At 68.2% G+C, this 15,332-nt stretch carries 12 protein-coding genes and 1 pseudogene; 4 read left to right on the top strand and 9 right to left on the bottom strand.

What is annotated here, in order from left to right:
• Nucleotides 1–153 precede the first annotated feature (153 nt).
• Nucleotides 154–1,620, top strand: coding sequence for an alpha/beta fold hydrolase (locus AB0B64_RS32355; RefSeq protein ID WP_358181793.1), 1,467 nt, complete (start codon nucleotides 154–156; stop codon nucleotides 1,618–1,620).
• A gap of 161 nt (nucleotides 1,621–1,781) precedes the next feature.
• On the opposite strand, the gene AB0B64_RS32350 is transcribed toward AB0B64_RS32355, so the two are convergent.
• The 3 genes from AB0B64_RS32350 to AB0B64_RS32340 form a co-directional block, all read right to left on the bottom strand.
• Nucleotides 1,782–2,747 carry a nitronate monooxygenase gene (locus AB0B64_RS32350; RefSeq protein ID WP_357943236.1) on the bottom strand — a complete coding sequence of 322 codons (966 nt, stop codon included), beginning with the start codon at nucleotides 2,745–2,747 and terminating at the stop codon, nucleotides 1,782–1,784.
• Nucleotides 2,748–2,909: 162 nt separating this feature from the next.
• Nucleotides 2,910–4,127 carry a hypothetical protein gene (locus AB0B64_RS32345; protein ID WP_357943238.1) on the bottom strand — a complete coding sequence of 406 codons (1,218 nt, stop codon included), beginning with the start codon at nucleotides 4,125–4,127 and terminating at the stop codon, nucleotides 2,910–2,912.
• 185 nt (nucleotides 4,128–4,312) lie between these two features.
• Nucleotides 4,313–5,038: an ASCH domain-containing protein gene (locus AB0B64_RS32340; RefSeq protein ID WP_358181790.1), complete on the bottom strand. Its 726-nt coding sequence runs from the start codon at nucleotides 5,036–5,038 to the stop codon at nucleotides 4,313–4,315.
• Nucleotides 5,039–5,137: 99 nt separating this feature from the next.
• On the opposite strand from AB0B64_RS32340, the pseudogene AB0B64_RS32335 reads away from it, so the two are divergent.
• Nucleotides 5,138–5,356: pseudogene (locus AB0B64_RS32335) on the top strand (IS21 family transposase); the annotation flags it as partial.
• Nucleotides 5,357–5,434: 78 nt separating this feature from the next.
• Here AB0B64_RS32335 and AB0B64_RS32330 read toward each other — a convergent pair.
• Nucleotides 5,435–6,874: an MFS transporter gene (locus AB0B64_RS32330; protein WP_358181787.1), complete on the bottom strand. Its 1,440-nt coding sequence runs from the start codon at nucleotides 6,872–6,874 to the stop codon at nucleotides 5,435–5,437.
• Nucleotides 6,875–6,908: 34 nt separating this feature from the next.
• A complete protein-coding gene (locus AB0B64_RS32325) occupies nucleotides 6,909–7,043 on the bottom strand; it encodes a hypothetical protein (protein WP_357943244.1) in 135 nt (44 codons plus the stop codon).
• 399 nt (nucleotides 7,044–7,442) lie between these two features.
• Here AB0B64_RS32325 and AB0B64_RS32320 point away from each other — a divergent pair, with 399 nt between their 5' ends.
• Nucleotides 7,443–11,021: a protein kinase gene (locus tag AB0B64_RS32320; RefSeq protein WP_358181784.1), complete on the top strand. Its 3,579-nt coding sequence runs from the start codon at nucleotides 7,443–7,445 to the stop codon at nucleotides 11,019–11,021.
• 60 nt (nucleotides 11,022–11,081) lie between these two features.
• Here AB0B64_RS32320 and AB0B64_RS32315 read toward each other — a convergent pair whose 3' ends face one another.
• The 3 genes from AB0B64_RS32315 to AB0B64_RS32305 all read right to left on the bottom strand — a co-directional run bounded on the left by AB0B64_RS32315 (nucleotide 11,082) and on the right by AB0B64_RS32305 (nucleotide 14,008).
• Entirely contained in the window at nucleotides 11,082–12,227 is a 1,146-nt protein-coding gene (locus AB0B64_RS32315; protein WP_357943248.1) for an RICIN domain-containing protein, read from the bottom strand.
• 217 nt (nucleotides 12,228–12,444) lie between these two features.
• On the bottom strand, nucleotides 12,445–13,212 hold the full coding sequence (locus tag AB0B64_RS32310; RefSeq protein WP_357943250.1) for an SDR family oxidoreductase: 768 nt from the start codon (nucleotides 13,210–13,212) through the stop codon (nucleotides 12,445–12,447).
• A 40-nt stretch (nucleotides 13,213–13,252) separates the two neighbouring features.
• The gene (locus AB0B64_RS32305) at nucleotides 13,253–14,008 is read right to left on the bottom strand and encodes an SDR family oxidoreductase (RefSeq protein WP_358181781.1); all 756 of its coding nucleotides are present in this window, start codon (nucleotides 14,006–14,008) and stop codon (nucleotides 13,253–13,255) included.
• Between the two features lie 94 nt (nucleotides 14,009–14,102).
• On the opposite strand from AB0B64_RS32305, the gene AB0B64_RS32300 reads away from it, so the two are divergent.
• Nucleotides 14,103–14,744, top strand: coding sequence for a TetR family transcriptional regulator C-terminal domain-containing protein (locus AB0B64_RS32300; protein WP_358181779.1), 642 nt, complete (start codon nucleotides 14,103–14,105; stop codon nucleotides 14,742–14,744).
• On the opposite strand, the gene AB0B64_RS32295 is transcribed toward AB0B64_RS32300, so the two are convergent.
• Nucleotides 14,685–15,059: a hypothetical protein gene (locus AB0B64_RS32295; protein WP_357943256.1), complete on the bottom strand. Its 375-nt coding sequence runs from the start codon at nucleotides 15,057–15,059 to the stop codon at nucleotides 14,685–14,687. The two genes, AB0B64_RS32300 and AB0B64_RS32295, sit on opposite strands and share 60 nt — an antisense overlap.
• Nucleotides 15,060–15,332: the final 273 nt, after the last annotated feature.

Raw genomic sequence — 15,332 nt, 5'->3', positions numbered from 1 at the left:
CCGACGTGCTCCGTGACGGTCCGGAGGTGAAGGAGAAGAGAAACGGAAGCCTTGGCTGCGAGGCTCGATCAAATCCCCAATGATTGGAGCACTGTGCGAAGGCACATCGCACTCCTGATTTCCTTACTTGCGCTCACCGTCTCAGTCGCGCCCATGGCGTCGGCCGAGGCCGGCACGAGCACGAGCACGACCCCGATCTCGTGGCAGCCGTGTACGGAGGATCCAGCGGTCGATTGCGGAACGCTGAGCGTACCCCTTGACTGGGCCAACCCCGGTGGCGAGCAGATCCAGCTGGCGCTGGCGCGGCGCAAGGCCACCAACCCCTCGGCCAGGATCGGCTCGCTGGTCGTCAATCCGGGCGGACCCGGCGGCTCGGGCAAGCAAATAGTGCTGCGTGACCGGCTCCCCTTCTCCTCCGAGATCACCAGCCGGTTCGACATCGTGGGCTTCGACCCGCGCGGGGTGGCCGGCAGCCATCCCATCCTGTGTTCGCAGGAACTGGCATCGCAGGCGCCTGATCCGTTCCTGAAGAGCCAGACCGACTTCGAGCGGCTGCTGGCCTTCAACGAACGGTACAAGCAGGACTGCCGAGCCCGCACCGGCCCGCTGTTCGACCATGTGGACACCGTCAGCGTCGCGCGTGACCTGGACACCATGCGGGAGGCTCTCGGCGACGACAAACTCTCCTTCTACGCCATCTCGTACGGCACGCTGATCGGCCAGATCTATGCCGAGCGTTTCCCCGGCCGGGTCCGCGCCCTGGCGCTCGACAGCAACATGGACCACAGTCTGGGTACCAGGGGTTTCCTGGACACCCAGGCATGGACGACCCAGGATTCCTTCAACGAGTTCGTGAAATGGTGCGACAAGACCGCGTCGTGCGCCCTGCACGGCAAGAACATCCGCACCTTCTGGGCCAACCTGCTGACGCGCGCCGATCGCGGCGAACTGCACTACCCGGGCCAGCCGGACACGCCCCTCACCAAGCTGCTGCTCATCTATGAGGCGACGGGCGGGTTCTTCGGTCCCGACTGGGCCGGCCTGGCCGAATTCCTGGTGGCGGCCGACAGCGGCGAGGGCCAGGTGAAATCGCTGCTCACACCTCTGCCCGACCAGGAGGTGGTCAACGACGCGACGCAGGTCTTCTGCCAGGATTACCTGCTGCCGGTTCGCGACTATCGCGAGTACGCGGCGCACCTGGCGAGTTCCCGCCGCATCGCTCCCGACATGCAGGCCGGTCCTGAGGCGCTGGCCACGATGGCCGCGTGCCTGGGACAGCGGACCCCGATCCCCAATCCGCAACACCGCCTGCGCGTCTCCAGCCCCACGATCCTGGTGGCCAACGCCCTGCATGACCCCGCCACCGGCTACAACTGGGCGGTCAGCACGGCTCAGCAGCTTGGCCGCGCGGGAAGGCTGTTCACCTACGAAGGCTGGGGCCACCGCATCTACGACCATGGAGAGTGCGCCGTCAACGGCATCGACCGCTACCTGGTCTCCCTCGAACTGCCGGCCGCGGGCGCCAGATGCCCCGCCATCCCGCCCACCTCATCCAAGGTTTCCGGGTACAAGCCACTCCCCGGCCCCGTTCCCGGCCTTCCCGGCTGGGTGAAGTCGTGACCTCATAGCTCAAGCAGCGGCAACTGCCGCAGAAGACGTGGCCAACGGACAAACAGCACTGGTAGGTAACCAGAGCCGCCGGACCACGGCACCCGCCACGGTCCAGTAGGTAAGCAGAGTTGCCGGGCCACGGCACACGCCGTGGTCCGGCTCCGTTTCGGTCAGCGGCTTCCCGCTCGGGCCAGTGCGTCCTCAGCCTGCGCGGCGATGGCTCCGACAAGGTCGGCTGCGGAGGGCAGGTCGTTGATGAGATCGATGGCCTCCCCGGCCCACATCGGCAGTGCGGGGATCTCGCCTCGTGCCACGCCATCCTGGTACGCCTGCTTGGCCTGGACATTTGTGGAGAGTTCGGCTTCTCGGCCCCGCCACTGATCCAGGAAGGGGTGGCCGAGGGTGCGCGCGGTGTATTTCGACGGCCACTGGGAGCCTCGGGCGATGTCAAGTACGCTGCTGCGCTCGGTGTCCTCCCCGCGTCCCTCGACGATCGCCTTGGCGGTCGAGGGGGCCACCAGAGCCTCGGTCGTGGCCTGGAAGCGGGTGCCGATGAGCGCCCCGGCGGCCCCCAGGGCCAGCACGGCGGCCAGGCCGCGGCCATCGGCGATTCCGCCGGCCGCCAGCACCGGCACCGGTGCCGCCAGGTCCACCACAACCGGCACGAACGGCAACGTGGAGCGCCCGTGCCGAGCGCCATGCCCACCGCTTTCGACCCCCTGCGCCACGATGACATCGGCGCCCAAGTCCACCGCCCGCCTGGCCTCCTCCAGATCGGTGACCTGAATGATCAGTGCCGTGCCTGCCCGGCGAATGCGTTCGGCGAACGGGCTCGGGTCTCCGAAGGACAGCATCACCGCCCGGGGGGCGTACTCCAGGGCACGCTCGACCGCCCCAACATCGATCTGCCAGGTCAGGAAACCGATGCCCCATGGCCTTCCGCCGGAGCCCTCGGCAACGATCGGCACCTCGCGGGCCAGCCAGTCCGGATCGCCGTTGCCGCTGCCCAGCAGTCCGAGCCCGCCACCGCGAGAGACGGCCGCCGTCAGCGCACCACCGGCCGACCCGCCCATCGGCGCCAGGGCAAGGGGGTGCTGCACGCCGAACAACTTCGTGAATGCTGTCGAAAGCGCCATAACTACAATGATCACCCCTTACTGGCTGTACGCGGCGACCGTCCTGCGCATCCCGCGCAGGACGAGGAGACGATCGCCGCGGTGCCAGCGCCGGCGAAGAATTGATTCACCTGACCAAGTACATGCTCAGCCAGGAGAAAGGGCTTATGTGGGCTGCATCGCTCATGGTGACGTCGGCTCCGGGAGCCGACCGAGGATCCAGGTGCAGAGTTCTTCGGTGATCTGGGTGTGCGCCTCGTTGTCGGACGCGCACAGGAACTCGTCCAGCTCGCTTTGCGACGGGCGCAGGCTGCCGATGTCGGCGTACACATCGTCCTGGTTCTCGAGGTCGCGGATCGCCACAGCGCTGACCGCGGGGACAAAACAGATGGAGCGGTAGTACACCTCGGCCTGACCGTGCTTGTTCAGGGCGTCGGCCAGAATGCCGAAGGACTCCAGCGTCCCGCCCGGTGCGCCGTCCAACTCGGGCAGTCCGCTGGTACGGATGTCCTTGTGGGCGCCGAGGATGCTTCTGAGCACGGCCACCTGCTGGTCATCCCCGGCGGACTGGGTGTAGAGCACGGTGCCGTTGAACACCAGGCCGGTGCACTTGAGCGCTTCGACGCCGGCCGGAACCCCATTGCCGGTGCCGTTTCCCACACCGTTGGCGACCCCTATCTTTCTCGGGACGCTGGGCCACGAGCCGACCGCGCGGAGCTGGTCGAGGAAATCGGTACGCAGCGTGTCCTGCTGGGGATCGCTGCCGACCTCGGAGATGTGACGGAACAGCAACTGGCGCGCGGCCGGGCTGTTGATCTGGCGGGAGAAGACGGGGTTGGCCGGCCTGAGGAAGTGCGCGAACGCCTGCAGGGAGATCGGGATCCACGCGCCCCGATGCGGACTGTCGTAGGAGACGTAGAGAGCCGTCTGATGGTCGAGGCCGTCATGCTCCATCTTGGCCAGGGCGTAGCGGGTGACCAGGCCGCCCATGCTGAATCCGCCGACGGTGAGCGGCGTGTTCCCGTACCGTTCGGCGAGCGTCTGGGTGATGGCGGCGATGGCGGTCTGCGCGTTGTCCAGGATCGACGCGCTGCGCTCGGCGAAGCCGAGGATGACGAGGTCGCGGCCACGGCGGCGCAGCTCGCTGATGAGGGGGTAGTCACCCCGCTCCAGGAAATGCCAGGACTCGTGCAGGTTGGACGGACCTGTGTTGAAGCCGTCGGCGAGGATGACCGGATTGACCAGGGTCTGGTGGCCTTCTCCGTAGTACACCCAAGCGGTGCCGCCGGGAAGCTCCCACATCCTGTCCGGTGTGGGTGCCGGTGCGGAGACCTCCAGTGGCGCGATCAGCCTGATCGGCCCGATGGCCTGCTCTGCCTTTACTGCCTGCTCTTCGCTCATCCGTTTCCCTCTCCGGTGCGCACAGGTGATCCGGCTGCCTTGCCGGACTACTGCGATGATTACGGACCGCAATAGGGCGAACGCTGATCGACATGACGGAGAAGGGTAAGGATTGACCATCCGGCATAGATCAATTACATGGTTCGCGTTCCTGGATGTCGGCCCACATACGGGTGCGACTGCGGTCAAGAGCCCGACCGGGCGGTGAACGTCACAATTTCGACTTCGGCATCGGAGGGTAGGCCGGGATAGTGGCCCTGGAGGCCCGTCTTGAGCTGGTCGATGCTCGTGCCACCATCGAGCCGAGCCTGTGCGGCGGTGAGGCGATCGAGCCGGTGACGTTCGACGCCGGTGACGGTGCCGTTCAACGTGCGGTGGGCTTCGTCGTCCTCGAAGAGGAAGATTGCGGGACCCAGCGCGATCGGATCGTCGTAGCGGACGGTGGAGGTCTTCCGTGCGGTGGCGATGGCCTCGTAGTAGCGCTTGTTGAACCGAACAATTCGACGCGCATCCGCATCGGGGAAGAAGTAAGTGTCCGGCAGAAGCTTCCGAATCGGGCGCAGTGTCGGCCCGTCGGCGGTCGGTACGGCGACGAAGACGTCGGGATGGAGGTCGAGAAGCGCTTGGCGGCAGCGGCCGCACGGCGGGATGAGGCCGCGACCCTGATCTCCCGCGGCGGCGATTGTGGCGAGCGGACCGGCTCCCGCTGCTGCGGCGGCACCGAGTACGACGAGCTCGGCGCACGGTCCGCCGGTGAAGTGGTAGACGTTGACCGCCTCATGGATCCTGCCAGCCGTGTCCATCGCCGCTGCGGCTACGGTGTGGTTCGGGTCGCTCCCGAGGGCAGCAGCGAGCTGTTCCGCAGCCTCGATGACGCGGCGCTCGGAGTCGAAGAGCTTCATGGAGACCATGGCGCCGACTCTAGATCGGCCCAGCCGGACTCCTCGACACAATTGTTCTCATGGGCCTCACCCTCAGCGTGGTTGGTGGCTTGACATCGAGACCCGCATATTAGAGGCGTGCCCACAGGCAAGGTGCGCTACGACAACCTCAAGCCCGCGGTGGCCCGGGTGCTGGGCTTCTCCCGCCGCCGGGTGGAGTCGGAGCGGTGGGTGGCCTTCCGCAGCTGGGCCGGTATCGACGCCTGCTACTGCCGGCCGGGACTGGTCGGCGCGCACGAGAAGGGCGGAGTGGAGGGCCAGATCGGTTGGTTCCGCCGAAACCATCTCGTGCGAGGACGAACGATCTTGACGCGGGACGAGCCGCGGCGATCATCGCAGCTTCGAGGAAGAGCACAAGACAACCAGTCACCCCGGAACGCCGTCGCTGACCTCGTCGTGCGCCGCGGGCGCCGCGCCCTTCCGCTGGCCGGCGGGCCTGGCGTTGCGCAGGCCGAAGGCGGAGACCGCCGCCCCCAGCAGCACCATGACCACCGGGACGACGAGCGCGGTGCGGTAGGCGTCCAGCACCGCGCCCGGTGAGCCATCGGCGCCGACCGCGGCGATTCCGTACACCGCGGTCACCGCGGAGATCCCGACCGCCGAGCCGAACTGGGTGAAGGTGTACAGCAGGCCGCCGGCCAGGCCCTGCTCCTCCTCCGCCACGCTGTTGGTTGCCGCGATGGTGAGCGGACCGTAGGCGAGGGCGAAGGCGGTGCCCGCGATGATCAGGGTCGGGAACATCGCCGCGTATGACCAGTCCATCTCGACCGTCAGGAAGAGCCCGTAGGCCACGATCGCCAGCAGGAAGCCACCGAAGATCACCCGGGTGTGGCCGTAGCGGTTCACCAGGCGGGGGGTGAGGATGGGAGCCAGCACGGCGTCGCAGCCCATGACGATCAGCGCAATCGCGGTCTGCAGGGAGGACCAGCCGCGCAGCTCCTGCAGGTAGAGCGTGACGATGAACTGGAAGCCGAAGAACGCGCCCAGAAAGAGCAGCGCGGCGAGGTTGGCCCGGACCATGGCGGCCTTGCGGAAGATCCCCAGCCGAACGAGCGGCGCTTTGGCGCGCCGTTCGATCACGATGAACGCCCCCACCAGCGCCAGCCCTGCGGCGAACGCGCCGAGGGTCAGCCCGAGCCCTTCGCCGCGGTGCTCGAGTCGGACGATGCCGAAGGCAAGCAGCAGCATCGCGGCGGCGGCGCTGGCCGCGCCGGCCAGGTCGTAGCCGCGATGCGTGGGCTGAGGGCGGGCCTCGGCGGGCAGCAGCCTGAGCGCCGCGAGCAGGATGGCGCCGGCCAAGACCACCGGGGCGAAGAACACCCAGCGCCAGCCGAGTTCGGTCAGCAGCCCGCCGATGACGAGGCCCAGTGAGAAGCCGCCGGCGCCGACGCCGGCGAAGACCAGCAGGGCCTTGTTGCGCTGCGGCCCCTCCGGATACGAGGTCGTGATGATCGACATGGCGGCGGGGGTCATGAAGGCCGCCGCCACGCCGGTGACGAACCGGGCCACGACCAGCATCCACCCGTCGGTCGCGAAGCCGCCCAGCATGGAGAAGACCAGGAAGACGCCCAGCCAGGTGAGGAACATCCGTCGCCTGCCCAGCAGATCGGCGGCGCGGCCGCCGAGCAGGGTGAAACCGGCGTAGCCGAGCACGTAGCCGCTCATCACCCACGCCGCGGTGCCGGTGGTCAGGCCGAGGTCGGCGCGGATGGTGGGGATGGCAACGGCCAGCATGGCGACGTCGCTGCCCTCGAGGAAGATGGTGCCGCACAGGACGAGCAGCAGGACCCAGGCTCGTCCGCTCATGCGGGCCGCGGGAACGGTGGACATGGATGCGCTCTCACCCGTTGAGTCGGTTGGTCACATCCGGTTCATCAGCAACGGACGCTGTCCGTCGCGCAAGCTGCACGAGCCCGGCCACATCGCCCATGCCCGCACGTCGAACCATCCATCGCAAAGCCTCCACGATCGCCATGGCCGCGACCGTACCAAGCAGCCAGCGACCCAGACCACACCTTTTATCTGTACCCGTTATCTGTACCCGCAGGTTCGCGCGGATGGCCGGCACAGAGAGATGAAGAACAAGCTTGACGCGCTGGCCCCCTTCCGGCGCCAGCCATCCCCACGCCCCTATCGGTAATCACAGAAACACGTTAGGTGAGTAGCCGGGTCTCTGAGTGCTGCTAATTCTCGCCGACATTCCAGACCCGATCAGCCCCGAGCGCTGTCCAAACTCACCGACAAAACGCTGCTGCTACTCATCAGCAAAATCAGGGCGGGGAAAGTCATCGGGCCGACCTCGCGAGGATGGCAACTCCAGGAAGGGGGACGGCATCTAAACGACGTAGTCGATCAGTGATGACGGGGTGGTGAGATGGTGTCGGCGTCGGCCCTGCTTCCTGGTGACCCTCTTCGGCTGGGGGATTTCTGGCTGGCCGGGCGGCTCGGGGCCGGCGGGCAGGGGGTGGTGTACGAGGCGTACGACTCCCAGGGCGCCCGGGTGGCGATCAAGGTGCTGCACGGGAACGCCGCCGGTGACCGGGGTCTGCGGGCCCGGTTCGGCAAGGAGGCCGCCGCCGCTCAGCGGGTGGCCTCGTTCTGTACCGCTCGGGTGCTGGCGGTTGATCTGGACGCGCCTAAGCCGTACCTGGTCAGCGAGTACGTCGAGGGGCCCAGCCTGCGCCAGGCGGTCGACGGCGGGCGGCGTTTCAGCGGCGACGAGCTGCACCGCCTGGCGACCGCGGTGGCCACGGCGCTGACCGCCATCCACGACGCCGGGGTCATTCACCGCGATCTCAAACCCGACAACGTGCTGCTGGGGCCCGACGGGCCGCGCGTCATCGACTTCGGCGTGGCGCGGACCCCGGAGATGTCGCTCACCGCGACCGGCCAGGTCACCGGCACCCCGACGTACATGGCTCCGGAGGTGTTCACCGGGCAGCGCGCCGACACTCCCGCCGACGTGTTCGCCTGGGGCGCCATCATGGTCTACGCGGCGACCGGTGACGATCCTTTCCGGGCGGAGAGTCTGGGCGCGGTCATGCACCGCGTCCTGTCGGCCGAGCCGGATCTGACGGTGCTGCCGCGGTCGGTGCGGCCCCTGGTCTCGGCGGCCCTCGCCAAAGACCCCCTCGCCAGGCCGGCCGCGAGCGAGCTGCTGCTCGGCCTGGTCAGCGGCGGCCTAGTCAGTGGCGGCCTGGTCAGTGGCGGTCAGGGCAGTCGGGCCGACCTGCTCACCGTCGGCAGCGTCGAGGCCGGGTTGCTCGACCGTGGAGCCCCGGCCGACCCCACTCTCGGCACCCTGGCCGACGACGCCTACGAATTCCTCGAACCCGCCGAACGTGATCTCGTCCCCGATCTGTTCCTGCGCCTGGTGAACGTCACCGACACCGGCGAGGTGACCGTACGGGCGGCGTCGCGGGAGGAGTTATCGGAGGCCAGGACGCCGCGGGAGCGGGCCGCGCTGGAGCGGATCCTTGAGGTCTTCGCGTACCTGGTGACCACGCGGGGCGATGACATCACCCTGGCCCGGCCGGCGCTGGTACGGGCCTGGCCGCGGCTGCGCACCTGGGTCGGCGACGAGCGCGACGGACTGCCCACACACGACATGATCCACACCGGCGCGCGCCACTGGAACGCCCATGGACGTCGTGACGGCGACGTCTTCCAGGGCAGCCGCCTGGAGACGGCACTGCGCTGGGCCGCCACCGGCCGCCGCCACCTCACCCTGAGCAAGCTCGAACGCGACTTCCTCGACGCCTGCAACGCCGCCACCCGCCACCGGGTCCGGCGCCGCCGCCTCCTCACGGTCGCCCTGGCCATCCTGCTCGTCCTCGCTCTGGCGGGCGGCGGCCTCGCCCTGCGGCAGAGCCGCCTGGTCTCGGAGCAGAGCAGGATCGTCGCGGCACAGCGGGACGAGGCCGTCGCGAGCAAGGTCGCGGCGCAGGCCGACACCATGCGCGCGACCGACCCGGTTCGGGCGATGCTGCTCAGCGTCGCCGCCTGGCGGCTGGCCCCCGTCCCCGCGACGCGGGCGACGCTGGAGAACGCCTGGGCACAGCGTGAGCGCGCGGCGTTCACCGACCCTGACACGGGCGCCGAGACCGTACGGCAGATGACCGCGGACGGGCGTACGTTCGTCCGCGTGTCTCCGCAGGGCGTGCGGATGTACGACGTGCGTACGGGGAAGAGGGTCGGCGGCTGGAACGACCTGAAGATAGGCGCGGACCGATTCCTCGGAGCCGACCTCAGCCCCAGCGGACGGCTGCTGGCCGTGGCCGCGGGCCATGCCGTCACCATCTGGGACACGAGCACCGGCAGGCAGACGGGAGCCAGGCGCAAGATCGATGTGCCGGGATTCTTCGGCGGCCTTCAGTTCCTCACCGGAGACCGGTACGTGAACGTCGTGGGGTCCCAAGGCGGCGACCTGTGGGACATACGGACCGGCGCGACCGTCTCCACCAGGGCCGGCATGGTGCAGCCGGCCGTCACTCCCGCCAACGACCTGGTCGTGAACGTCGACCTCGAAGGGCGTTTCCAGTTATTGAAGCTGCCGGGCGGTAAGCCGGTGGCGAGGTGGCACGACGGTGAGACCTGCGTCAAAGACGGGCTGGTGGCGGCCATCAGCCCCGACGGTCATATGGTCGCGTGCGGCACCGGCTCGGACATCTCGTTCGTGGACCTGCGCACCGGGCGTACGCTCCCTTACCGGGCGTCCATCGACGGCGGGAGGATCTGGTTCAGCCCCGACGGCCGCTACCTCGTGACCGGCGGCAACGACCGCTTCGAGCTCGTCCGCGTCTCCGACGGGAACACCCTGCTCGACTACCGGGCCGCGCCGCAGAACGTGGCCTTCGACGGTACGACCCTGCGCTACCTCGCCGACGAGAGCGTGGTCAGCCTCGACATCTCCGATCTGCTCCAGCCCGTGCGGCTGCCCGGCCACGCCCCCGCGATCGCCGTGTTCAGCCCCGACGGCCGGTTCCTGGCCACGCAGCAGAAGGCCGAGTCGCGGCAGCTGGTGCTTTGGGATGTGGCACGGCGCCGCCCGCTGGGCTCCCCGCTGAAGGTCACCATCGCAGACGGCGACCTGGCCCTCGCCTTCAGTGCTGACGGGCGGCTGCTGGCGTCCATCGGCGGACTGGGACAGCGGCTGGAGATGTGGGACACCTCGCAGCCGTCACGCGTGTCCGCGGCCCGGCTGCCGGGCCACTGGACGGCGTCCACCGTGGCGGTGAACGGGGACGGGACGCTCGTCGCGGTCGGCGCCAGCGACGGCAACGACGACCTTGAGGGTACGGGGCACAGTCGCGTGTTCATCTGGAACGTGCCGCGGCACACGTGGATGCGGTCCGTCGAGACCGGGAACCTGTGGGAGGTCGTGTTCCGGCCGGGTAGCCCGATGATGGTGCCGGTGACCAGCTTGGGGAACCACATGATCGACCTCTCCACCGGCCGGCCGGTGGGTTCCGGGTTCGGTTCGGGAGGTCTGAACGGCGGAGCACGGACGATGGCCTTCAGCCCTGACGGAACAGTCCTCGCCACCGGCGACGAGTCGGGCAGGCTCGCGTTCTGGGACGTGGCCACGGGCGACAAGCGCGGTCCGACATTCCGGGCGAACCCCAACGACGGCGCCGGGATCACCCAGATCGTCTTCTCGCCGAAGGGGGACGTGGCGGCGTCCATCGGCGGGGGAGCGGTCCAGCTGTGGGACGTCGCCACGCCGCGCAAGCTCGGGCCGTCAATGACGGCAGACGTGGACTCCTTGTTGGCCGCGTTCGGATCAGGTGGCGCGGTCCTGCACACCCTTGATGAGACGGGTGTGCTGCGCGACATGTCCGTCGGGCCCGAGGCGACGGCCGCCACGATCTGCGCCCGCGCCGGGCGGGGGCTGACGCGGGCCGACTGGCAGCGATATCTGCCCGGCGTGCCGTACCGGGAGGTCTGCCCGTGATCGTTGGGCCGGCCCGTTCCCGGTCGAGCGGGGACGGGCCGGTCGTACGTCTGGCCGAGGTCAGCTCAGGAAGCTGCCGTACGGACCGGACAAGATCTGGTTCTTCTGGCTCTGGTTGAAATGCGTGTTCGGGTAGTCGTAGAACGACGCGGACATCGGTGTCCCGTCGGTGGACGACGAGTCGGGCAGGCCGAAGGCATGACCGAGTTCGTGAACCATTCCGCCGTACCAGCGGTTCATCGGGCCATTGACGCCCGCGGCGCCATCGGCGTCGTGCTGGTTCAGGATCACCCAGCCACCTCCGCCGCCGCCGCCCGCGCCGTTGCCTTCCGCGCTGATCTCACCCACGTTGATCCAGCGCGGGTCGGGTGCCCTCAGGTTCAGCTTCCTGAGGAGTTCTTGCTGCATGTTGAAGACGGTCCACCAGTACGGGTCGCTCCCGTTGGGGGTGGTCTCGTACCAGTTCTTCACGTGGTCGCCGTTGACGACCTCCACCACGGGGTTGTTGAGGGTGAAGGTCTTGCCCAGCTCCTGCTTGTAGTAGCGCTGCGCCTCCCGCAGGACATTGGCGATGCCGTCCGGCCACCGCTGGTCGTAGGCCACATCGGATGGCTTCAGCCAGTACACCCGGATGGTCTTCTCCGGGGGTGTGGTGGGGTTGCCGCCACCGCTGGTGTAGTTCGGCAGCCGCCATGTCCGTGAGGACACCGCGTCGCAGGACAGTTGTACGAGCCCGGTGTTGGCGGCCGACGAGCCGCCCGCGGGGACGACGCACTTGCTGGAGTGCACGGCCTGGAGCCTGAAGGTCTTGTCGGTGCCGCTGACCGTCACCGGGACCAGGCGGAACTTTTGGTTGTTGGCGTTGGAGCAGTTCCACTGGATGACCGTGGCGTTGTCGGCGGTGGACGCGCCGTAGACGTCCACGCATCTGCCGCTGGTCGAGGTGCCGACGGTGTACTGGTCGGTGGTGCCGCTCACCGGGGTGAAGGTGAAGTTCTGGCTGCCGCCACCGTTACAGGATGCCTGCGTGAGCTGGACGCCGTTGGTGGTGGAGCTGTTGGGGAGGGTCAGGCAGTTGGCGCCGTTCTGGTTGACGGCTGTCGAGGTGAATGTCGTGGCGGCGTTGGCCGGTGAGGCGCCGACCATCGTGATCACAAAGACCAGGGCGGTGGTCAGCGAGGTAAGGGCGGCGGCTAATCGTTTCATCGATGCGCGTCCTCCGAGTCCTGGGAGCGAGGGCAGGCCTGTGGATACGATGACGTGCGAAAAGGTTTTCGGCAAGATCTTGTGAACGTTACATGGAGTGCGGCGAGGACAGCAGGTCATGGGGGTGGCGGTACTACGTACGATCAGTGCGACTTGCGAAATGCTTTTCGGGAAATACCGCGAGATCGGCCTGGCCGGGGCGGGCGCTGCTGCTGGTTCAGCGGTCATTGGCGCTCTGTGCGGCCGCGAGGCTCGCGAACATGCCGCCGTCGACGACGATCTCCGCTCCCGTGATGTAGCCGGCGCCCGATGAGGCGAGGAAGGCGACCGTACGGGCGATGTCGTCGTCGGATCCGATGCGGCCCAGAGGTACACGGGACGCCATATCCGCCCGGAAGTCGGCGAGCGCGGTGGCGGGGAGGCCCTGCTTGTTCAGGGCGGGCGTGTCGATGGGGCCGGGGCTCACGGTGTTGACCCGGATGCCGCGGGGTGCGAGCTCGATGGCGAGCGCCCGTGCCATCGAGAGCAGCGCCCCCTTGGTGGCGGCGTACACCGACCAGTTGGAAAATGCGCGTGTGGCGAGCCGCGAGCTGCTGAAGATCACTGAGCTGCCCTCGGCGAGCATGGGCAGGACGCGCTGGAGTGTGAACAGCTGTCCCTTGACGTTGATCCTGAAGTGCTCGTCGTAGAACGCCTCGTCGACGGCCTCCAGCGGGGCGAACCGCGCCACCGCCGCGTTGAGGAACACCAGGTCCAGCCGCCCGAATCGCTCGCGTACCTCGGTGGCGAGGGCATCGGCATCGGTCAGGACGCCCGCGTCGGCGCGAAAGACCGTGATGTCGTCGGGCAACGTACGCCTGGCTGCGGCGAGGGTGTCGGGGTTCTGTCCAGTGACGAGTACGGCGAACCCTTCGGCGTGCAGGATCCGGGCTGTGGCCAGACCGATTCCGGTAGTGCCTCCGGTGATGAGTGCGACCTGGGTCATGTCGTTTCTCCTTGGCCTGTCAGTGGTTTCCTGGGGAGGGTCAGGCGCTTACGGCCAGGCCGCCGTCGACGGCGAGGTTCACCCCTGTGATGAAGGCGGCCGCGGGGGAGGCGAGGAAGGCGACCGTGCGGGCCACCTCCTCGTCGGATCCCATCCGGCCCAGCGGGATCCGGGAGGAGAGGGCGGTCCGGAAGCCGTCGCGCACGTGCGACGGCAGGCCGAGTTTGGTCAAGGCCGGCGTGTCGACAGGTCCCGGACTCACGGAGTTGACGCGGATCCCGCGTGGGGCGAGCTCGACGGCCAGCGTACGAACCAGGGACATCACCGCGCCCTTGGTGGCGCTGTAGACCGACCAGTCGGCCTGGCCCAGCTCCGCCCCCAGGGCGCTGTTGAAGATCACTGAGCTGCCTTCGGCCAGCATGGGCAGGACGCGCTGGAGCGTGAACAGCTGTCCCTTGACGTTGATGTCGAAGTGCTCGTCGTAGAAAGCCTCGTCCACGGCCTCCAACGGCGCGAACCGGCCGACTCCGGCATTGAGGAACACCACGTCCAGGCCCCCGAACCGCTCCTTGACCTCGGTGGCGACAGCCTGAGCATCGGCGGGGACACGGGCGTCGGCGCGGAGGACCGTGACGTCGTCGGGCAACGTGCGTCTGGCCGCGGCGAAGGTGTCGGGGTTCTGTCCGGTGACGAGTACGGCGAACCCTTCGGCATGCAGTACCCGGGCCGTGGCCAGGCCTATTCCGGTAGTGCCGCCGGTGATCAGCGCGGCGGGACGAGAAGCGGATGTGGACACGTCAGTGCTCCTTGGCTTCTGTGGGGAACTGGACGGATTGGTCCAATGTAGCTTCGGTGGACTGATCCGTCCAGTACGGACTAAGCTCCAGATCATGGCTCACCAACCGACCACCGACCGCGGGCGGCGCAGCCGAGCCCGAATCGTCGAAGCGGCCTCCGCTCTGATGAGCGACCACGGCGTCAGCGGCACGGGCGTCGACCGGATCCTCGCCCGGGCCGGGGCGAGCAAGAGCCAGCTCTACCACTTCTTCGACGACAAGGATGACCTGGTCCGCGCCGTGATAGCCGCCCGCTTCGAAGCCGTGCTGGACGAGCAGATGTCCCTGCTGACCGAGCTGGACAGTTGGGCTGGGATTCGCCGCTGGCTCGACACGTTCGTCGACACGAATGAAGCGTTCGGCCTGCCCGGCTGCCCCATCGGCACCATGGCCAACGAGCTCGCCGGCCGCGACGAAGCCGCACGAGCCGACCTGGCGACCTGCTTCACCAGATGGGAGCAATACCTGAGCGAAGGCCTGGAACGCATGCGGGCCACCGGTCGGCTCGCTCCGGACGCGAAACCGAAGGAGCTCGCCATCGTGGTGTTCGCCGGCATTCAGGGCGGACTGCTGCTCGCCAAGACCCAGAAGGACGTGGCACCACTGCGGATCGCGTTGGACGCCGCTTACGCCCACCTACGCTCGTTCAAGATCTCGCCCGAGGCGCGTGGTGGCAGCTGCGCGGAGGCTCAGTAGGTGTGGTCGGACCAGTGTGGGTCGTCCCAGCGGGCCATGGCCATCGACCAGAGCGGAGGCGAGCGAGGGCAGGATGCGGCGCAGCACCGCCGCGTGGTCGTCCCAGTCGGTCGCCTCATAGCTACGCCGTAGCAGATCGGGGTCCAGCGCCACGTCCGGCGTCTTCAGACGGGCGAGATCTTGGGCGCTGCCCCAGTGGCACGTGCAGTTGATCTCGTCGGGGTCGGCGGTCATCCCGCGAAAGGTGGTGGCCAGGCCGTCCAGGGCGGCATTCAGGCGAAGCCGTACGGGGGTGGTGGCGTCGGGATTGGTCATGGGCGTCCGCCTCGGGGGACTCCGGTAGCTTGAGCCAGCCGAAGATCGCTACGTTACCGGTCCCGGGCTGGATCTGGAAGTTGTGCTCCGTTTCATGACGGTTGGAAGCAGCTCCGCTCGGTTTGCCCAATGGCTGGAAGAGGTGCGTGCGGCCCAACAGGGTCGCACGCACTTGGCCGGTCTCGATCCGCCTAGAGCATGAGCCCGTACTCGATGGCCGTGGCGGCGGAGGCCGCGGCCTGTACGGCTGCGACGGTGACCAGCGCTACTGCG

Origin of the sequence: Nonomuraea sp. NPDC049129 (assembly GCF_040648495.1) — a bacterium.
Classification (GTDB): domain Bacteria; phylum Actinomycetota; class Actinomycetes; order Streptosporangiales; family Streptosporangiaceae; genus Nonomuraea.
The sequence above is the reverse complement of the archived record's forward strand: the minus strand, read 5'-3'. Positions and strand labels throughout refer to the sequence as shown.